16 protein-coding genes are annotated in these 21,400 nt (G+C 45.1%); 13 read left to right on the top strand and 3 right to left on the bottom strand.

Annotated elements, in window-relative coordinates:
- The first annotated feature begins 276 nt into the window (after nt 1-276).
- From tmk to ABK01_RS04010, 6 genes are all read left to right on the top strand, one after another.
- Nucleotides 277-906, top strand: coding sequence for a dTMP kinase (gene tmk / locus ABK01_RS04035; protein WP_212566171.1), 630 nt, complete (start codon nt 277-279; stop codon nt 904-906).
- Between the two features lie 3 nt (nt 907-909).
- Nucleotides 910-1,524, top strand: a complete 615-nt coding sequence (locus ABK01_RS04030) for a hypothetical protein (RefSeq protein WP_212566170.1) — start codon at nt 910-912, stop codon at nt 1,522-1,524.
- 288 nt (nt 1,525-1,812) lie between these two features.
- Nucleotides 1,813-2,838 (top strand): M23 family metallopeptidase, encoded by a 1,026-nt coding sequence (locus ABK01_RS04025; RefSeq protein ID WP_212566169.1) that lies wholly within the window; start codon nt 1,813-1,815, stop codon nt 2,836-2,838.
- A 2-nt stretch (nt 2,839-2,840) separates the two neighbouring features.
- Nucleotides 2,841-3,266, top strand: a complete 426-nt coding sequence (locus ABK01_RS04020) for a bactofilin family protein (RefSeq protein WP_253676325.1) — start codon at nt 2,841-2,843, stop codon at nt 3,264-3,266.
- Between the two features lie 9 nt (nt 3,267-3,275).
- A complete protein-coding gene (locus tag ABK01_RS04015) occupies nt 3,276-3,803 on the top strand; it encodes a YaaR family protein (protein ID WP_253676324.1) in 528 nt (175 codons plus the stop codon).
- 12 nt (nt 3,804-3,815) lie between these two features.
- Nucleotides 3,816-4,748: a PSP1 domain-containing protein gene (locus ABK01_RS04010; protein ID WP_253676323.1), complete on the top strand. Its 933-nt coding sequence runs from the start codon at nt 3,816-3,818 to the stop codon at nt 4,746-4,748.
- 8 nt (nt 4,749-4,756) lie between these two features.
- Here ABK01_RS04010 and ABK01_RS04005 read toward each other — a convergent pair whose 3' ends face one another.
- Complete coding sequence (locus ABK01_RS04005) at nt 4,757-5,206, bottom strand: metal-dependent transcriptional regulator (RefSeq protein ID WP_253676322.1); 450 nt, start codon at nt 5,204-5,206, stop codon at nt 4,757-4,759.
- Nucleotides 5,207-5,351: 145 nt separating this feature from the next.
- Here ABK01_RS04005 and ABK01_RS04000 point away from each other — a divergent pair, with 145 nt between their 5' ends.
- Nucleotides 5,352-6,242: an Rpn family recombination-promoting nuclease/putative transposase gene (locus tag ABK01_RS04000; RefSeq protein WP_212566166.1), complete on the top strand. Its 891-nt coding sequence runs from the start codon at nt 5,352-5,354 to the stop codon at nt 6,240-6,242.
- 158 nt (nt 6,243-6,400) lie between these two features.
- On the opposite strand, the gene ABK01_RS03995 is transcribed toward ABK01_RS04000, so the two are convergent.
- Complete coding sequence (locus ABK01_RS03995; RefSeq protein WP_253676321.1) at nt 6,401-11,500, bottom strand: hypothetical protein; 5,100 nt, start codon at nt 11,498-11,500, stop codon at nt 6,401-6,403.
- A 359-nt stretch (nt 11,501-11,859) separates the two neighbouring features.
- Here ABK01_RS03995 and ABK01_RS03990 point away from each other — a divergent pair, with 359 nt between their 5' ends.
- The 6 genes from ABK01_RS03990 to trpS all read left to right on the top strand — a co-directional run bounded on the left by ABK01_RS03990 (nt 11,860) and on the right by trpS (nt 18,948).
- Nucleotides 11,860-13,131, top strand: a complete 1,272-nt coding sequence (locus ABK01_RS03990) for a glucose-1-phosphate adenylyltransferase (protein ID WP_253676320.1) — start codon at nt 11,860-11,862, stop codon at nt 13,129-13,131.
- A 69-nt stretch (nt 13,132-13,200) separates the two neighbouring features.
- Complete coding sequence (uvrC, locus tag ABK01_RS03985; RefSeq protein ID WP_253676319.1) at nt 13,201-15,237, top strand: excinuclease ABC subunit UvrC; 2,037 nt, start codon at nt 13,201-13,203, stop codon at nt 15,235-15,237.
- An 86-nt stretch (nt 15,238-15,323) separates the two neighbouring features.
- Nucleotides 15,324-16,106: a sulfite exporter TauE/SafE family protein gene (locus tag ABK01_RS03980; RefSeq protein WP_253676318.1), complete on the top strand. Its 783-nt coding sequence runs from the start codon at nt 15,324-15,326 to the stop codon at nt 16,104-16,106.
- Nucleotides 16,107-16,112: 6 nt separating this feature from the next.
- On the top strand, nt 16,113-17,012 hold the full coding sequence (locus ABK01_RS03975) for a radical SAM protein (RefSeq protein ID WP_212566161.1): 900 nt from the start codon (nt 16,113-16,115) through the stop codon (nt 17,010-17,012).
- Nucleotides 17,013-17,123: 111 nt separating this feature from the next.
- On the top strand, nt 17,124-17,825 hold the full coding sequence (locus ABK01_RS03970) for a Bax inhibitor-1/YccA family protein (RefSeq protein WP_212566160.1): 702 nt from the start codon (nt 17,124-17,126) through the stop codon (nt 17,823-17,825).
- 82 nt (nt 17,826-17,907) lie between these two features.
- Nucleotides 17,908-18,948: a tryptophan--tRNA ligase gene (trpS, locus tag ABK01_RS03965; RefSeq protein WP_212566159.1), complete on the top strand. Its 1,041-nt coding sequence runs from the start codon at nt 17,908-17,910 to the stop codon at nt 18,946-18,948.
- Between the two features lie 242 nt (nt 18,949-19,190).
- Here trpS and ABK01_RS03960 read toward each other — a convergent pair whose 3' ends face one another.
- Nucleotides 19,191-21,272: a sodium-translocating pyrophosphatase gene (locus tag ABK01_RS03960; RefSeq protein ID WP_212566158.1), complete on the bottom strand. Its 2,082-nt coding sequence runs from the start codon at nt 21,270-21,272 to the stop codon at nt 19,191-19,193.
- Between the last annotated feature and the right edge of the window lie 128 nt (nt 21,273-21,400).

Raw genomic sequence — 21,400 nt, 5'->3', positions numbered from 1 at the left:
GACCGTGCGACAGGTTTCATCGAGGGGCTATTATATCAAAAAAGAAATTGCTATGATAGATAAGCATGCTAAACAAACACATCAGAAGCCTTTTAAATTTCCCCGCAGAAAAAAATAAGGCTGTTCGACCAGAGTTGAACTGCTTCGCAGTTCAAATGGTCTCACCGCCTCATTTTTTTCTGCGTTTTTATCTATTCTGCCTGATGTGTTTGTCTACCGGCTGGAAAAAAGGAAGAACTAAGGAAGAACTAAGGAAGAACTAAGGAAAAACTATAGATGATTTTGAAAAATTTTGTGGTGTTTGAGGGGCTTGACGGGACGGGGACGACGAGCCAGATACGGTTGTTACAGGAAGCGTTTGCTTCCCACGGGCGGCAAGATGCCGTGCTGTTTACTTGTGAACCCACCGGCGGTTCCATCGGGAAGTTAATCCGCGAAGCGCTTTCAGGCGCAGCAGGATTCGATGGTCAAACGATTGCCTACCTTTTTGGAGCGGATCGATGCGAGCATATATATGGTAAAGAAGGTATTTTCGCACAGCTCCAAGCGGGGAAGGCGGTTTTTTCCGACCGGTATCTGTTTTCCAGCCTTGCCTATCAAGGGCTTGCAGCAGGAAAGGAACTGGCACGGGCAATCAATGCGCCGTTTCCGCTTCCCGAATATCTCTTTTTCTTTGACTTGCCTGCAAAAACCGCGATGGAACGAATCGAAAAGCGAAACATCCCGCGGGAAATATACGAAAAAGAGGCGTTTCAACAAAGGGTTGCGGACGAATATCAAGCCATTTTCCGGTATTACGCGGAAACGGCGCCGGATATGCGGATTATCCGTATCGATGCTGCTCAACCAATAGCGAAAATTCACGAAAACATCTGGAGTATTGTCTGTAATCTGCCGATAATATAAAAGATGAAAAGGCGTTTTTGTTTATCTGCAGTGTTACTGTTTTTCTCTTTCGCTCAAACGGCGTTGCTACCTGCGTACTTTGTAACATATAAAGAGCAGTATTATAAGCTCTACCATATCCATTACCAGCAGTATCCCGACGATACGATCGAGAACATTTATTGGCTTGAAAAGGCGATCAATGCGGATTTCTGTAATCCCCTGTACGCATTAGGAAAGATCACCGATAAAACGGATTGGGAAAAATACCGGTATCTCTTTATGATGCACTTAAACCTTAAAATGGTAGAACAGCACCTCAGGCTCGGTATGAAATACGATAAGCAGGTCGCATATTTTTATAATGCGCCATGGAAAGAACAAAACATCGAAAGTTTAAAAATGGCCGAAGATTGTTACAACACCGCCTTGTTTTATTGGAAAGAAGCAACGCTGTGGGCTGAAAAAGCAAATGTACGGAAGTTTCAGTTTCTCTTTCTAACCGATCTACAGTATTGGGAAGATGAACGGGAACGGATCGCGCAAAAAAAGCTCAATTACGAACGCACGATAACACGGGAATTGGAACGGCTCGCCAAAGTCCGCGCCGAATTTATCAAAATGGAAGACACATATTGATAATTCAAAATTGAATTATCAATATGTGCGAAATTTTTTATTAAAATTTCGCACAGTTTATTGTGAAAGAAGGGAAAACGTAGCAGGCCAATGGGATAAATATCGCAGAATAATGGAGATTGGGCAACCATTTGAACCGCGAAGAGGTTCAACTCTGGTTGAACGGTCTCCATTATTCTGCGGGCTGTAAAAATTAGTCTGCTACGTTTTCCCTGAATGCAAATGCTGGACAGGTAGCTCGTTAATTGGTATACTTTTCCAATAGCGCTATATAAAGAGGTGTAAAAAGTGTCTCGAACACGAGGATATAAGAAAACTGAAAATAATATTGTACGATATATCTCAAAGCAGATAAAGAAAGCAGCCGAAGCGGTTTTGCATTTTTTTCAACGAGTCATTGCAGGCGGTCGAAAAAAGCTAACCATCATGATCGTCCCGCATTCACAAAAGAAAGTGCTGAATTTTCAGACCAGTATTTTCAGCTTACTTTTCACACTGATTATCGCCATCGGCTTTTTCTCTTCATTCTTTTGGTTTGCACACAAAACAGCCGTATCGGTACAAGACCTTTCAGCTACCAAAGAGGAAGCCCGCAAAGCACAGGCGAGTTTGGACGTATTACGGGATGAAACCAATGAACTCCTAAAAACCGCACGGAATTTTCAGACAGCGCTTACTTCAACTTTCTCCTCACTCGGTTTAAAGACAACTACTCCTGCGGGGCAAGCTGCAAACGGAGATTTATCTTTTCTATTTAATATGCACGAGGTTGCGGAAGGTTCGCTGAAAGAAGCTGCGGAGCTGCAGCAGCTTACCTCATACCTTAACGATGCCGTATTACCGGTACAGGAAATGGGGAAACTCCTTAATATGCAGACAACGCTCTTTTCCGATATTCCGAGCCTTTGGCCGATTAAGGGCGGCATCGGGCATATTTCGATGGCATTCGGACAAAACCGGCACCCCTTTACCGGTCAGTGGTATATTCATAAAGGTATAGACCTTTCCACCTATCGTTCGGGAGACCCAATCGTGGCCACTGCGGACGGGCAAGTTGTTACCGTAGAATTTGATCCCGGATGGGGAAATTATATCATCATTAAGCATAAACACGGTTTTTATACCCGATATGCACACCTTCAATCTTACCGCGTAACCAGAGGTGAATATGTACAGCAGGGACAAACCATCGGATATATCGGAACAACCGGTATTTCGACAGGTCCCCACCTACACTATGAAGTACATATCGGTTCCGATGTTGTAGACCCGATTAAATATCTTAATATAAAAGCTTCCAATACAAAGCAATAACTATGGCAAAAAAAAACTTTATCGATGATATTTCGATCAACACCATTGTTGGGTCGGGATCGATGATAAGCGGGAATATAACGGTTTCAGGCTTTTTACGGATAGACGGTGATATAAACGGCAATATACAGACCATGGGACGTGTCATTATCGGAGAGGAAGCCCGAATACGAGGCAATATCCGTGCAGCTTCGGTTAGTGTAGGCGGAATTGTACAGGGCGATATTATTGCGCCGGATTATGTCGTCGTCCTTTCATCGGGGATGGTTATCGGGTCGGTTCTAACAAAAAAGCTACGGGTTGATGATAATGTTATCCTGCACGGATTCTGCTCCGCAACCGGCGATCAGCACAGCTTTGAAGAAGCGGAAAAGAAATATTCAAACCGACAAGCGCTCCATTCCTCCACTTTTTCTTACTCAAAATAAAGGAGAAAGATGGGAAATCAGATAGAAAGTTCAACTTACGCAGCAGGGGTAACCGTTCAACCGTCCTTACAAACCAAAACAGCGCAATCCGAAAAAGACAAAAAAAAACTGAATAAATTTAAAGAGATGCTGCGAAGTGTCTTACCCCAAACCCGGCAGGGAAACGAAGTCGATATACTCGAACAGCTGAGTACATTACCGCAAGAAGAAGCAATCGCTCTGTTGCAAGACGATGTACGATCTGCAGGGGATACCTTGCGAACGCGCCAAAATCCTGAAACAATCTTACGGTATAAGCAGGCTGTTAAAAACTTTATCAACTATGTCGCGCATGAAGCATATACGGTTACGACACGGACTCACTTACGCCGTGATAAGACCAATCATTTAAGACCGCGTTCTTTCACCCAAATTGTTATTATTAATGAAAAGCTTGACAAGTTTGCAGGTGAATTGCTCTGTGACCAAAAAAGCCAGCTTTTTATTCTTGAACGGCTTGAAGAAATATACGGCTTAATTATAGATTTAATTACATAATAGGAGTCAGAAATGGATATTGAATTTGAAGAAACATATACCGAATACGAAGAAATAGATGATTTAAGCGCTTTGGAAGATAGCGATGCGCCTCAAACGGAAGAAACTATACCGGAGGGAGCCTTCCCCAAACCACTCTATCAGTTAAAGCTTGAATATTCACAAGAGACTTTTTACGCGACAACGGCGGATTTAAACCTGCAAGACGGTGATTATGTCATTACCCCTACCCGCTACGGTGATGATATGGCTCGTGTAATGGGTTTGGTACAACATCCTATTAGAGCAGCAATTAAAGATATCGTTACGGTTACGCGGAAAGCAACTGATAAGGATTTTCAGCGTATAAATGAAAATCTTGAAAAAGAAAAGGAAGCCAGCGCAGTTTTTAAAGAAAAAGTTCTTATTCATAAACTTGATATGAAGTTGATTGACTGCCACTACTTGCTTGAGGATCCTAAAGTGATCTTCTTTTTTACGGCAGATACCCGTATTGACTTTCGTAAGCTGGTTAAAGACTTGGTTGCTATTTTGCATCTTCGTATCGAGCTGCGGCAAATCGGTGTTCGCGATGAATCGAGAATGGCTGGCGGCATCGGCTGTTGCGGTCGCCCGTTTTGCTGCCATGCCGTAACGGACAAACTGCGGCCGGTATCTATCAAGATGGCAAAAGAACAAAACCTATCGTTAAATTCGCTCAAAATTTCGGGGCAATGCGGACGTCTACTCTGTTGCCTTTCTTATGAATATGATTGGTATGTGGAAACGCGGAAAAAGCTGCCCTCAATCGGCACCAGTCTCTACTACGATAACACCCTGTTCCGCATCAGCGAAATAAATCTGATTACCGGCATTATTGCACTTGCCGGAGAAGACGGGCGGGTTATTTCTATGCCTGCACAGCGTTTTTCTCAGCAGCACGGAAAATGGAAAATTAATAATTAGCAAAGAGGTTATTTAATAAGGCGGTCATAAGAGGTTTGCACCCTTTGGGTTTTAGATATCTTATCTTCCGGCCCGGGAGCCTTATTGAGTTTACTAAGATACGCATACAGCTTATCTGAAGTATCCTGGCTGATCGCATGTTCCATTTCGCATGCCTCGCGATCGGCAGTTTCTTCGTCTACACCCAATATATCGGTCAAAAACTTATACAACGTGTTATGCCGTTCGCGAACATTTTTTGCAACAGCACAGCCTTTTTCGGTAAGACGCACCAATCCGTAGGGTTCATGTTCGACAAAACCGGAATCTTTTAACAGACTGAGACGCTTATTTACGCTTGCCCTCGAAACCCCCAACAAATTAGCGATATCGATTGAACGGACAGCCTCAGTACCGTGTGATAAATCATAAATAACTTCCAAATAATCTTCTTGCGAAGCAGAAACTCGTGCTATCATAAGTTTATTATATACCCCTTTGAGTTCGTTTGCAAGTTTTAATTTTCTGTTGCAATTTATAATTCAGATAGTATGAATATGCGGTATCTTTAAAAATCCGTTAGCCTATGCTATAATACTTACCAGCAAGCGAGGGAGAACAGCTATGAGCACTGCAAACAGAAAGTACAAAGATTCCGTATTTGTCGATCTTTTCAGCGAAGATGAAAAGGCAAAAGAGAATTTCCTCTCATTATACAATGCTCTGCATGGAACAACACTTAAAGATACAGCACAACTAAAAACAGTCAGACTCGATCAGGTTCTCTATATGTCATTTTATAATGATGTATCTTATCTCGTTGAGAATAAAATCATAGTACTTGCAGAGCATCAATCAACCATAAACCCCAATATGCCTTTACGCTGTCTTGAGTATGTCAGCCGCCTGTATGAAACGCTCTTTGAATCAAAAGAAAAATATAGCCGTAAACTTCTTAACATTCCCACTCCTGAGTTCTATGTCTTTTACAACGGCATAGAAGACTATCCTAAAACTACAATGCTAAAACTTTCAGATGCTTTTGTAGAAAAGGTAGGCGAACCAAGCCTTGAGTTGACCGTTAAGGTAATAAACATTAATCAGCACGATAAACATCCGATATTAGCAAACTGTAAAACTATGAAAGAATACAGCATATTTGTGGAAACAGTGAGAAGATGGAAAGAGCTAGATCAGATAAACGGTTTTCAACAAGCGATTGAAGAATGCATAGCAAATAATATCTTGAAAGAGTATCTCAAACGTAAGACCAAGGAGGTATTGAACATGTTACTCGCTGAATATGATTATGAAACCGATATAGCCGTGCAACGAGCGGAAGAACATGAAATAGCCTTTGCCCAAGGCATTGAACAAGGTATTGAGCGTGGTATTGAACAAGGTGCTTACCAAAAAGCTCGTGAAACTGCAACCGCATTTAAAAGACTTGGAATTGATATTGCCAAAATAGCAGAAGGAACCGGCTTAAGCCTTGAAGAAATCTCACACCTATAAAGATATGGGCATCTCTAAAAAACTGATTCACAATCCGCTTAAGAATGGAAATGAAGGTACTGGAGATAAACACAAAAAAAGGGCTGTCCTTTTAGAACAGCCCTTTAATTTTACTGAGGTTAATCCCTTAAATTATTAATCCGCTAAATCAGGCATTCTCACTCATCCAGCCATTTACCGAATTCAATATTGCTTCCAAGATAGCCTACTACAGGCCGTCCATCAGTATCAAAGCCTAAATTTACCTTCTTAAACTTAGGTGTACCGCCCTGAGCAGGCGTAAGAGTAGGAATAGTCATACAGTCCCACCTGCCTGTTACAAAACCATCCTCGTAATATAATCCTTCAGCTATTTTGTTTGCTTCATCACCCATTGACGTACCGACACCATTTTTAACAGTACCGACATTATCCTTTGCAACGGCAAGCTTGATGGCACTTCGCTGACCCGCTTCAGAATTATTGTAATAGGCAATATAGGGTTTGTTATTATGAACCTTAATTTGTGTCCACTGCCCCACGCTAAAAGCAGCATCCACCAAAGCTGTTTTCAATGTAGTAGCATTATAGCTGTCAAGATAGAAATACTTTAAATCTCCATTATTTGAATCAAAGGCCGCTATATGAATACCATTGCTTGAATCGATATCCATCGAAACATATTGACCGACATAGTTGGGGAACTCAATAGAACTATCCGTCCAAGCAACCACAGCTGTAGGATCATCACCCGTTACAGGAGCATTTGAATAACGCAGCTTAAGCTTACCTACCGATTCATCAAAGTATACAACTACGACACGTCCATCACTCAGTACGCCTATATCAAAATATGGAGAAGCAGATGTAACGAGTTCTAAACGACCTGTATTGTAATCAGGAGAAGGGAAAGCTTCTTTGGTATCCTTTGGAGCAGTTGTATAATTCTCCTTTAAATTTGTCCATTGCACATATTCTAGATGACTACTATCACTATATAGTTCAAATTTAGTAGGTGAAGATCCCGTGTCAATACCGGTAACACTATCTTTTTTGCCAATCTGAAAATTTCTAAAAATGAGTTTTTTATCATTTGTATTAGTATCATAATATGCCATATACACCACAGCTTTATCAGTTATAGAATTTCCTTTTGTTATGATCTTCGGATACTGATATCTGCCCAATAACAGAGAATCATGATGGGTGGTTTCAAGCGTGAGAGCATTATTCTTAAGCCTCGTTGAAAGATTTCCACCCTGAGCTTCATACTTAGCATACTGAACACCTGCCCCCCAACCTTTTCCGTCATCGTATAATTCAGCATACCTATCATAAATAAAGGACATAGCGCACTTATCTCTATCGTAAACCGTTACATGATGGTATCTTCCGCCATCATCCCTTGCCATACCCATTTGATCCCATATTGAAGCTTTTATCAGGTATTCTGTATCCGTTGTACTGCCTGTAGCGCCGTTAAATTTTGCACGCTGAGGCATTGCATGTGAAGGCTGATACGCCCCAGCGCCTCCCGATGCGACAGCACTATCAGGTCCTCCGCTTAAATCAATATACCCGAACACCGGATCATTTCCATCCATAATCATTTCAGGATAGTAACCGTTTCTCACAGCTGTTTGCTTTATATCGAATAGGCGCAGATATCGGTCATCGTTGAAGTTTTTATTTTTCAACAAATACAAATCTTCTTCTTTGTTATACGCTTTTTCATTGCTATTAATATTATTTATTGCACGAACCTTCGAAGCTCCTGCAAATACTTCAAGATAACCCGATTTTGAAAGAGCATTTGTTAGTGTAAATTCGGAACCACTTCCGGTAGCAGTAAGACCTTCTCCAGTCGTTTCTGTAGCAGTTGGCAAGTCTGCTGCTTTAACAAGTCGTACAGTAGGATTAGGCAAGTTAAAGCCCTTTACCTTTATGAATCCTACCGTACTGCCTTTTATAACCGAATATTTCCCGTTCGATGAGCGGATAGTATTTTTAGTCAAGCCGCTTTCGTGCGTTTTTTCAGTTACTATCTCCGTAATATACGGCACAACATCCACCTTCCTGCTATTAGACGCGGTATTTGTTTGAGCGGTATCTTTTACTGTTACCGTAATGGTTTTATCCAAGCCTACGCCGTTCGCTATCTTTGAGCTATCCCAATCGAGCTGCCATTTAACGGTATGCCCCTTTTCAACACTGAACTCATTCGATACAACAGTAAACTTCCATCCGTTTGTATCAACATTACCGGATTCTACCGTAAAATTACCGGTTGAAGTACTATACGTTGCAAGCCTGTGACCTACTTGAGCATCCGTAGTACTTGCGCCAGTAAATGTAAAGCCGTCGATCTTTGCCCAAATTTCCGTGATAACCTGATCGTCATACGCAGTTCCCGTAATGCTTATCTTACCGGAAACTTTATCATCCTTGTCCATAAGGCCGGTTGTTTGGTTAAAAGTACTTGGTAAATCGGTTCCTATTTCGATGTGACCGTTATCGCGGCTGTTGCCGTACAAGCTGTTTTCAGTTTCGGAAACCCACTTAAATGGATTTATCTCGTTTGTGGGCGCAATTCTGTCTGTAGTATCGACAATAACATCAAGTTCCAGTTCTGCCATCCACGTATCGGTACCGCAAGTTAACCCCTGTGCAGAATCCCATACGGTAAGAAGAAGCTTACGCTTTTTGGGGTCGCTTGTGGCAAGGTCATCACTTTGACCTATTTTAGTAAAATCAGCCGCACTCAGCGTAATGACACCGTCTGCCGGTAAATCTGTTAAACCTTTTACTTCCTGACCGTTTGTTACGCATTTCAGCGTATACTTTTTATCTCCGCTTCCGCCGACAGTTCCAATTTTAATGTGCGACGTATTGTTTTTAAACCTAAACGTACCGCCGTCAGCTTTACCGTGCCAATCGTATTTTTCACTGTCGATACCGTCAGGATTTGCTGCGTTATATGTCAGCGTCAATGTTTTGGTTTCAACCACCGTAGAGCCGACATCTGCGATAGTGCCGTTCCGGTTCATATCCGTTCCCAATGCTACAGCACTTATCTTCAAAGGCTCCTTTTTAAGTTTTACCGGTACTTCAATCGGAGCAGAGGCATTATTTGCACGGTCAATCGGCGTAATGACGATTTTCCCCGTACCATCTACAAAACTGCTGACATCGAGTTCACCTTTCCATGTGACAAAGTTGACATCACCGTTACCGACATCCGTTCGCACGCCGCTCGGAAACTCTAACGTAACTTCGCTTGCCGGAACTCCATTATAGCTTACTTTGACCTTTTCAACCCCAGCGCCTACATCATACGCAGCGCCGGATACCCACACTTTACCGCTACTGTCAGGCCTCAAATATTCAATGGGGCTGTAAATAAGATATCCCTTTGTAGGATTCGCCGGAGCAGACGCAAGCGTAACCTTCCCCGTACTCTGATCAAATGCGGTAATTGCAATATCTTCCCCTGAGGTAAAAACCTTCATCGAAGCATTGATATTGCTTCTCCCTATTAACCCAGTGTCGGTAAACGAAGCTCCGCTCACCTGTACAATACCCGATGAATACATTTTTGTACCAAACACCGCGGTTGGAACGCTGTTATCATACTTAAAGGAGAATGAAGTTGAAGCCGTTAACCCCTCTATATCTCCTTCTTTTTGTTTTTTAGCCTTTATCGTAACATTAATCGTAAATCCGTTATTATTTGCAGGGTTCCCCGTCGTCTTTAACGGTATCCGCATCTTGTAGTTATGACCGTCTGCTTCAAAACACTGCTGATTATGCAGCTGATAGCCGGTTATCTCACTGTCTCCCGTTAAAGAAACAGACGTACCGAGATAGCTCCCGCTTATATCTATCCTTTCTATACCGGCATCATGCGATAACTCTGCACATAAATACAGTCCATCTCCCTTGATCCACATATTTGAAACATAGTCTTGGTTTTCGGGGTCAATCTGCCCGGAAGGAATAGCCGTACCGATCTTACTTTCGCTTGCAACCTTCATATCGGTAATAGCCGGAGCCTCCTTATCAACGGTAACTTTAATCGGCTCTGTCCATTGTCCGACTCTCCCCTTCTCATTTTTGCCGCACAATCTAAACCAAATAATCCGCTGCCGTTCGCTTGCTGCTTCAAATTCCTTACTTCCGTTTATTTCTACCGACCAATACGAACTTCCCGCCGTATAGCTTAATGGTTTCCCATCGGCAGGGCACCACTCGCTTTCGCCAAACAGAGCGCTCCGGCTAAAATCCGGTTCATTGGGGTTTTCAGGTTTGGTGTTATCGGTAATTTGAATCAGTACAGCATTGACCACTCCCGCTGCCGGATTAGGTACCTTCACGGTTCCCCATATACGGATCCTTCCGCCTAATACTTTATCCGCTTCAGGCGACAATACCTTTACTTCCGGAATATCTCCGTTCGGGTCTACTCTGATTATTTGACTGATAATACCGGCATTGCCTGCTTTATCTTCAACTAAAAAGAACAGCGGTATATCATATAGTTCTACTCCCGCTGCGAGCCCGTCAACTTGTTTACCGATCCTTTCAGCTTTTGTTTTCTGCGTGATATTATCCCCATCGGTAAAAGGGATAGCCCATGTATCTCCCGATATCTCAAGCTCTTTCCACTCGAGCGAGGTTTCTGCGGGCTTTACCGTTATATCACTGCTATCTTGTTTACCCACGATATATTTTATGCTTTTGACGCCGCTCGGTATATCGATAATCGAACCGCGCATCGTAAAATCACCACTTTGACTTTTCGATAAATCAGGACTCAGTATTTCTACTTCGGGTGCTCTATTGTCTATTTTATAATTCTTGGTAAATGTGCTTGTCTTTCCGCCTGTATCGGTAACCGTAACCGTTACTTCATACTCTCCGTCGGGAATATTGTATCCATTTTCCTTCGCTTCGTTGTCTATATGAACCGTCCACTCTACCGGGGTGCTGCCTTTGCTAAATCCTCCGACGTCATATACTTGGCTCTTTTGTTTCGTTTTGATGTTTTCAAAAACAACCGAAACCGATTCGACACCATCGTCATCGCTCGCCTTTCCCCTTAAAACAAATGAACCGCGTATCGCACCTACCCCATCCGGAGCAGTAATCTCTCCATTTGGCGGAAGAATATCTATCTGACCGCCTAAACCGATACTGTTCTTACACGTCGTAAGTAAGGCGGTAATGCACATTATCAAGACCGCCGCTAATGCGGTGTTTCCCATACGTGTCTTTTTCATACACTGCTCCTTTGGTTTCACACAATACAAGCGTATCCCGCTTCTCATATCGGCAGAAATAGCTCAGCATTTTAATGTTGCTAATGATAGACTTTTTATACGATTACTTTTGCAGATGACTTTTAGAGAACGGCTCTATGCCGCATAGATTACTAAATACTCTGTAATGATATACTGATAATCCTATGCTTTGTCAAGCGGGTAGAAAGAGCAAGAACAATTCTTATTTTTTTATGGCAAAAAATAAAAACATCGTTTATACTTATAATAATAGAACAGCGCTGAAATCCTAACGCGCTTGTAGATACTTCTCTCGGTTTTTGCGGAATGCGCCCCTGCAAATATCATAAGGAGGATATATGCCGAAAGTATTATCGATTATCTTGGGAGGCGGAAAAGGAACTCGTTTATACCCGCTTACTCAATCCCGTTCAAAGCCGGCCGTACCGTTCGGGGGAAAGCACCGTATTGTCGACATCCCTATCTCCAATTGTATTAACTCAGGTCTTCGGCAAATCTATGTATTGACTCAATTTAATTCCGCATCGCTGCATCTGCACATTGCGCGGGCATACCGCTTCGACAGTTTTTCAAACGGTTTTGTTGAAATCCTTGCTGCGGAACAAACATTTGAGCATTCGGGCTGGTACGAAGGAACCGCGGATGCCGTAAGAAAAAACTTTACTCACTTTAAAACGCAAGATCCGAAATACTATATCATCCTTTCAGGCGATCAATTATATCGTATGAACTTAAAAGAGTTTTTAGCGCAGCACGAAGCTTCCGGAGCAGACATCACCATTGCCTGTACGGCAGTAAACCGCCGCGATGCTTCCGGATTCGGTATTATGCAGATTGATAAAAAATCGAATATCACGGCTTTTATGGAAAAACCCGGCCCCGATAGAAACATCGATGAATGGAAGATCCCTGCACAGTCGGGTATTTCCGTTGCAAGCCCCGATAAAGAATATCTCGCTTCGATGGGTATTTACATCTTTAATGCAAAGGCGATGGAAGACTGCTTAAACAATAGCATGACGGACTTCGGAAAGGAGATCATCCCCGCGTCGATTAAAGATCATAAGGTTTCGGCGTTTGTGCATAACGGCTATTGGGAAGATATCGGTACCATCCGCAGTTTTTACGAGGCGAATCTCGATTTAACGGAGATTACACCGCAGTTTAACTTTTATGATGCGGAAGCGCCGATTTATACTCACTACCGAAATCTGCCGGCTTCAAAAATCAACGGGGCGCAGCTGGATCGCGTTACCTGTAGCGAAGGCTGTGTTATCACGTACGCAACGATTAGCCGCTCCGTTATCGGTATCAGAACCATTATCGAATCGGGCAGCGTGTTGGAAGGGGTTGTCTGTATGGGAGCGGACTACTACGAATCAGAAAGCAGCAAGGCGGGGGACGAAAAAGCCGACATTCCGTGCGTCGGTATCGGGAAAAACTGTCATATCAAAAAAGCGATTATCGATAAAAATGCACGCATCGGGCATAACGTATCCATCGGTATGGGTGAAATCCCACCCGACGGCGATTACGGCTATTATCACGTTGTCGACCGCATTTACGTTATCACCAAGAACGCAATTATCCCCGACAACACCGTCATTTAACAAGCAAGAGGGAAAGCGCTTTCAATCGATATTGCCATTATGCACCGGTACTAGTATTATCCTTACGGTATGAGTGAACAAGCGGACGTGCGTGAGGCGCTTCATCAATATGCGCTGTCGGCGCCTAAAACCAGCGGCGTGTATCTGTGGCGGGATGAAAAAGATATCGTTATTTATGTCGGAAAGGCGAAATCGCTCAAGAATAGGCTGAGTTCGTATTTTGCGTCAAAGCGGGATATAAAAACCCGTATCCTCGTTTCGCGCGCGCGCCGTATCGAGTATATTCAAACCGATAATGAGTATGAGGCGCTGCTGCTTGAAAATAATTTGATTAAAAAATACAAGCCGCGCTACAATATCAATCTCAAGGACGGAAAAACCTATCCCGTACTCAAAATTACCAATGAACGCTATCCCCGGCTGTACCGAACGCGGCGGATACAAAACGACGGCGCCCGGTATTTCGGTCCCTTCCCCAATGTGTCGGCCGTTGATGATTTTTTATCGCTTGTTAAACGGACGTATAGGCTTCGGCAATGCAAACGATTAAAAAAACGGAATCCGTGCCTGTATTGCCATATCGGCCGGTGCAGTGCGCCCTGTGCGGAAAAAATTTCGGAAACCGACTATCGGAAGGATATTGATGAAATTGCGCTGCTGCTTGAGGGCGACGTGAAAAAACCGCTTGCCGAATTAACGGAAAAGATGAAAGCTGCTGCTGCCGCCCGCGAGTTTGAAAAGGCCGCCCGTATTCGGGATGGGATGCAGGCGGTACGGGCGCTCCGAGGCCAAAACTCCGTTGAAGATATGGATCCTGAATCCCGCGATTATATCGGATGGGCGGCGGAGGGAGCGCTGATTACGTTTACGGTATTTAAAATGCGGGGCGGCAAGGTTGTCGGGCGGGACTTATACCGGACGGAAAGCCTTAAAGACGAATCCGAGGTCTTACCTGAATTTCTCATTGCCTACTACACCGATCCGAAACAGATTCCGCCGCATATCTTTGTGAGTGCGGGACAAGAATACGAACTCGCAGAACAATGGTTTGCCGACCGGCTCGGCGTCAAAGTTACTATCACGGCGATTCCGTTGGAAGATCGGAAACAAGCCTCTGCAACGGATATGGAAAGCCTCACCGCTGTGAACGAACATTCATATCATATTGATAACACCGAATCGGCAGTCGCCGAAAAAACGCCGGTATATGGAGCCATTACACCTGATGAGGCTGCTACGACGCCGGTATCCGGCAGCGCAAGCGAACCGGAGATATCAAAACAAACAGCGGCAGACCGTCTGTCTCCTCCCGTACTTCGGCGACATAAGACAGCGCTTGCAATGGCTCAGTTTAACGCCAAAGAGGACGTTGCCCGCCGCGTAAAGGAACTGGGAGACTTCCCCGCGCTGGAAGAACTCCAAAAAATATTGTCGCTTGACCGTCCGCCCCACCGCATCGAGGGCTTCGATATCGCTCATTTGCACGGCAAGTACACGGTTGCGAGCCTCATCTCGTTTAAGGACGGCAATCCCGACAAAAAGAACTACCGGATATTCAGACTGCGTACTACGGACGGTATCATCGATGACTATGCCTCTATGCGGGAAGCGGTGGCGCGGCGGTATACCCGTTTGCTGAACGAAGCGGCGGAGCTGCCCGACCTGATTATGATAGACGGCGGCATCGGACAGGTGAATGCGGCAAAAGCGGTACTCGATGCATTGGAGCTGGATATTCCGTTGGTGGGTTTAGCGGAAAAAAATGAAGAACTCTACCGGCCGCATATCAACAAGCCGATTGTACTGCCGCGGCGGAGCGCAGCCTTGCGGGTACTCCAGCGGGTACGCGACGAAACACACCGGTTTGCCAACACTCGCAACAACCGGCTGCGGTCAAAAGAAGAGCTGCACTTACGGTTTGAACAGCTGCCCCACATCGGAGAAAAGCGGGCTGCGCGTTTGCTGCGCAGCTTTTCAAGCATTGAAAAGCTTGCAGCCGCTTCGACCGAAGCGGCTGCCGCCGCCGCGGGGATTACGCAGGCTCAAGCGGAAGAAGTGATTGCCGCCGCTCGGGAAGTATCCGGTCACGGCTCGGCAAGAGTATGATTAGGATGATGTACACTGTAGTTTTGTGTTTTAGATATTGAAAAGGTATATTTTCAAAAGGCTAAAATGATGATAGAATATGACCTATGCATTTAACTATTTGGGCGCTTGCCTTTCTATGGTTCTTTGTTTTTTTGGCGGGGTTTGTCGATTCCGCTGCAGGAGGCGGAGGCTTAATCTCGCTGCCTGCGTATCTATTCGTCGGGCTTCCGCCGCATACGGCAATCGGATGCAATAAGTTTTCCGCTGCGTGCGGTACCACGCTTTCCGCAGCGCGATTTTTTAAAAACGGCGCAGTTGACTGGCAGGTTGCTGCCATTTCCGCCGTCTGTTCGTTTATATTTTCGTATATCGGTATCAGAATCGCATTGATGATCAATCAAGAAACGCTCAAAACAGCATTGGTCGTCGTTCTCCCGATTGTCGCGGTTCTGCTGTTATTAAAACGGGATTTCGGTACGGAGAATCAGTCAGCCGATATACCCAAAAAGAAAGCGTTCATCTTAGCAACCTGTGCCGGCTCCGTTATCGGATTCTATGACGGGCTGATCGGCCCGGGAACGGGAACTATCGCGATTATCGTTTTTTCCGCATGGATGAAGTACGACCTTAAAACCGCTTCCGGCAATGCCAAAGTATTGAACCTTGCATCGAACTATGCGTCGCTCATCGCCGTCATCATCGGCAACAAAGTCATCTATTCCATCGCGATTCCCGCCGCCGTATTCGGCATCATCGGGAACTATATCGGAGCAGGCTTTGCAATAAAAAAAGGTACTGCGTTTATCAAACCTCTGATGATCTGCGTCATCATACTGCTGTTCGGAAAACTCTTTTACGATGTTTTCGGAACGCTGTTCTTTTCATAATTGCCGATGTACGATACGCTTTACGACCCTTACGACTATCCGCTGTACCGTCCGCCGAGCGAGGCATATTCTTTAATCTTGCAGGTAACGCTCGGCTGCTCGTATAACCGCTGCGTCTTTTGCGGAATGTACCAGACAAAAAAATTCCATATTAAACCGATCGAAACGGTGAAGCAGGAACTCGTGATGTTTGCCGAGCACTACCGCCGTGTCGATAAGGTATTCTTGGCGGACGGCGATGCGTTGACTGCTCCGACGGAATACTTAGTCGCAGTGCTGGACGCGATCGCGGCCGTTATTCCGCAGTGCAAACGAGTGTCCTGCTATGCAACCCATCTCAATATCAGGCAGAAGTCTCCGGAAGAATTGCAGCTGCTGGCCTCGAAGGGGCTGACACTCTTGTATCTCGGTGTGGAAAGCGGCGATGATGAAACGCTCAAGTTTATTCGGAAGGGAACAACGGCGGCGGAGCTGATCAAACTTTCGTATAAAGTAAAAGACGCGGGAATGGAGCTGTCGGCAACTTTTATTTTAGGAATTAACGGCGCGGAGCGGGATAACACGCAGCATGCGATTAAAACCGGTGAGATTATCTCCAAAATGTATTTGACGTATGCGGGGCTGCTCACCTTGCGGCTTGAGGACGGCAGCTATCTTACCAAAGCCGCCGCCGAAGGGAATTACACGGTTGTCGGGATCGAAGAAGTTGTTAAAGAATTAAAGCTGATTTTAGAAAATATCCATGTTGAAGAGATGACCGCTCCGGTGATTTTCCGCTCCAATCACGCCTCCAACTTTTTAACGCTGAAAGGGACGCTGCCGCAGGATAGGGATGCAATGCTCGCGCAAGTCAACCGCGTTCTGGAGCGGGGCGTCTATCCTGAACATCGGAAATACTACCTATAGGGCTGAGCCGTGTGAGCGTATCAGAGCCGCCGTCTCCATAGCGGTTTTAATGCCTTGTGCCCTGTTAAGTAATTCATTGACAGAATAGATATTCGTTTGTATATTAAGTGTATGAACACATCAACTGACAATATTTCATTGCAGCAAGCAAATGAAAAAATCACTCAGCGGTTTATCACCGCCGTATATGGATGGATGGTTGCAGCTTTAGCAATGAGCGGAATTGCAGCCTTTGCAGTATTCAATAGCGAAACGCTTCTCTATTTTATCTTTGGGAATCGTTTTACCTTCTTAGGCTTGATTATTGCGGAATTTGCGCTTGTCATTATTTTGTCGGCAGGCATCAGAAAGATGAGCTTCCCTGCTGCAGCCGCTTCTTTTGTTATCTACTCAATTGTTAACGGCTTGACACTCTCGTCGGTACTCTTTGTATATACCGGTACTTCTGTTGTCCGTATCTTCGTAATAACGGCGCTGATGTTCGGTGCAATGAGCGTTTACGGTGCAACAACGAAGAATAATCTGCAATCGGCGGGTAAGTACCTGATGATGGCTGTTATCGGGCTGATAATTGCCTCGCTTGTTAATATGTTTATGCGTTCTTCTTCACTTGATTGGCTGATTTCTTTTGTAACGGTCGGTGTTTTCACCGGACTAACCGCTTATGACACTCAAAAGATTACACAAGCTGCCCGCTATGCACAGGATAATGAAAACTTTAAAAAGGTTGCGATTATCGGCGCATTAGAGCTGTATCTCGACTTTATCAATATCTTCTTAGCGCTTCTCCGCTTATTCGGCAAAAGAAGATAAGGGCATCTCCCATGGTAACCGTTAACAACTCAGATACGGTTACCCTTGCGCTGTTAAATATAAACATGATACTATCACCTTTATGGAAAGAAAACGAATTTTAACGGGTGATCGCCCTACGGGTAATCTTCATCTGGGGCATTATGTCGGCTCGATTAGGAATCGAGTACGGCTTCAAGAAGAATTTGAATGTTTTTTTATTATTGCGGACTTGCATACACTGACGACAAAGCCCGAAAAACACTATATCGATGAACTTGCCGATAATGTGCGGCAAATGGCGCTGGACTATTTAGCCTGTGGAATTGATCCTGAAAAATCGGTTATTTATTTGCAATCGGCAGTGCCGGAAGTTTGCGAGCTGAACCTGTTTTTTGCCGACCTTGTTACCGTGCCGCGACTGCAGCGTATTCCTTCTATAAAAGATATGGCAAAAGCGGCGCACCTTTCCGAATTACCGCTTGGTCTCCTCGGCTATCCGGTGCTGCAAGCTGCCGATATATTGCTGCCTCGTGCAAATCTGGTGCCGGTCGGCAAGGACAACGAAAGCCATGTTGAATTGACGCGGGAAATTGCAAAGCGTTTTAACTATATGTACGGCGATGTGTTTCCGTTGCCGGAGGTTATGGTGAGCGACTACGGCTCGCTTGTCGGCACGGATGGACAAGCTAAGATGTCGAAGAGCCTCGGCAATGCGATATTCCTCTGCGATGATGAAAAAACGGTGGTAAAAAAGGTACGCAGTATGTACACCGATCCCAACCGAACCAGCGCCGATATTCCGGGTACCGTGGAAGGGAATCCGGTGTTCATCTACCATGATGCCTTTAATCCAAACAAAGCAGAAATTGAAGATTTAAAAGAACGCTACCGGAAGGGAAAAGTCGGCGATGTTGAAGTAAAGGATAAACTCGCCGCCGCCATCAATACTTTCCTTGAACCTATTAGAGAACGGCGTGCGATGTATGCATCCAAGCGAGGCTTCATCGACGAGATTATTTACAACGGCACGATGAAGATGCGGGCGGAAGCCGCACAAACCCTTAAAATCGTAAAAAAAGCGATGGGGGTTTTCGGTGTTTGGAATAAAATTTCCCGAAAAGCGGAAGAAGCGAAAAAATAATTGATAATGGGTAATGTGTAATTAAAGAAATTTTCTTGTACGCTCTCTTTTATCGCACTGTGTGAGCGTTTCTATAATTACCAATTATTTATTTGAATTATCCCTGATTTTCTTAGATGTTTTTATCTCCGTGCTTTACATAAAAAAGCCGGTCTATGGACAACCATAAACCGGCTTTTTTTTGCCCTGCGGTTTACACCCATCGGAGCGTAGTACCGCAAGCGCTATACAGAGGACTTCTTTTATAAGCCCCAGAACGTTTTCAACATCGGTGCGATAACCAATGAGACCATCGACATCAGCTTTATCAAAATATTGATTGAAGGACCGGCGGTATCTTTAAAGGGATCTCCAACCGTATCACCGACAACAGCAGCCTTGTGCGCTTCCGAACCTTTCCCTGCGCCGCTGCCCGATTCAATCATCTTCTTTGCGTTATCCCATGCACCGCCCGAATTTGCCATAAAGATAGCGAGTACAACGCCGGAGCCGGTAACGCCGGTTAATAACCCGATAAGCATCGCCGGACCGCCGACGAAGCCGACTAAAATCGGTGTGATAATGGCGACAAGACCGGGAATAACCATTTCGCGGATGGCTGCCTGCGTGCTGATATCTACACAGCGCTTATAGTCCGGCTTTTCAGTGTTGTTCAAAATACCGGGCTTGTTTTTAAACTGACTGCGTACTTCTTCTATCATCTTGTACGCGGCTTTACCGACTGCGGACATCGCCATAGCGGAGAATAGGAACGGCACCGCAACGCCCAGCAAAATACCGGTCAGAACGGGAATATTCGTAATATCGACGATATTGACGCCGGTATGTTCTTTGAATGAAGTGAAAAGGATGATAGCGGTTAACGCTGCGGAACCGATTGCAAAACCTTTTCCGATTGCTGCGGTGGTGTTCCCAACGGCGTCGAGGTTGTCGGTAATTTCGCGTACTTCGCCCGGGAATTCCGCCATCTGAGCAAGACCACCTGCGTTATCCGCGATGGGGCCGTAAGCATCGACTGCCAACTGAATACCGAGCGTAACCAGCATACCGACCGCCGCAATACCGACGCCGTAGAGGCCAGCCAAGCTGAAGCTGCCCCAGATTGCCGCTCCGATCAATACGATGGTCGGGAAAGCGCTCCGCATACCGACACCGAGTCCTGTGATAATCGTTGTTGCGGCGCCTGTTTCGCATGAATTCATAATCGAAACAACCGGTTTTTTGCCCGTGCCGGTGTAGTATTCGGTTAAAAGCCCGATAAGTACGCCGGATGCAAGACCGGTAATTGTTGCGCCGAAGATGTGATACATACCGGCGCTTCCGTTAAAGGTTTCCTCGCCGATGAAGAACTTCAATACGATAAATAAGAAAACGGTCGCCAGAATCGCCGCGCCAAAGGTACCGGCGTTCAATGCTTTTTGAGGATCGCTTCCCGGCTTTGCACGCACAAATATCGTTCCGATTAAGGATGCGACAATGCCCAAAACCGCAATCAACAGCGGCAATACCATAAGCTTTAATTTAAGATCATCGGAGGCGGCGACGGTTAAACCGAGGATCATTGCCCCGATTAACGAACCGACAAAGGATTCAAAGAGGTCAGCACCCATTCCTGCAACATCGCCGACGTTATCGCCGACGTTGTCCGCAATGGTAGCCGGATTGCGCGGATCGTCTTCGGGGATGTTTTTTTCTACCTTACCGACCAAGTCTGCGCCGACGTCTGCCGCTTTGGTAAAGATACCGCCGCCGACACGGGAGAAAAGCGCAACCGATGAAGCTCCGAGCGAAAAAGCGGTTCCGAGCGGCAGCGTTATATCATAAAAAGTCTTGATATCCGTTCCATACGACAGGGACGAAACCAGCATCACAATAAAGAAACCAAGCAGTGCAAGACCGACAACGCTCATACCCATGACGCTGCCGCCGGAGAAGGCGACCTTTAACGCAGGGGTAAGGCCGCCGTTTTTGGCCGCCTGTGCGGTGCGCGCATTTGCAGCGGTTGCGACCTTCATACCGATAAATCCTGCCAACAGGGATACCGCTGCGCCCAATACAAAAGTAAGCGCTTCTATCTTTAACGCACCTTTATTTCCGGCAGCCAAAAACAAGGCAACCGCTGCAATAAAGGGTACCAATGCCTTGTATTCACGGTTCAAAAAAGCCATTGCTCCTTCCGAGATATAACCGCTGATATGCCGTAAGTCGTCGTTCTCTACCGGCTGCCGGTTAATCCAGCGCGTTTTTACAAAGGCATACAGCAGCGCTGCAATGCTCCCCGCAAGAACAAGCGCCAATACGGAATACACAAGATTCGTCATCATACTATTACTCCTCTCAATACTTTTTCCTCTTATATAAAGTTTTTATAGAAGATTCTATTACAATTTATAACCACCGTTTCAGTGATATGTCCAAAGGACCTTTTATTGGAACTAATTTTATATTCTAA

The organism is Treponema sp. OMZ 305 (assembly GCF_024181325.1).
Taxonomy (GTDB): Bacteria; Spirochaetota; Spirochaetia; order Treponematales; family Treponemataceae; genus Treponema.
The sequence above is the reverse complement of the archived record's forward strand: the minus strand, read 5'-3'. Positions and strand labels throughout refer to the sequence as shown.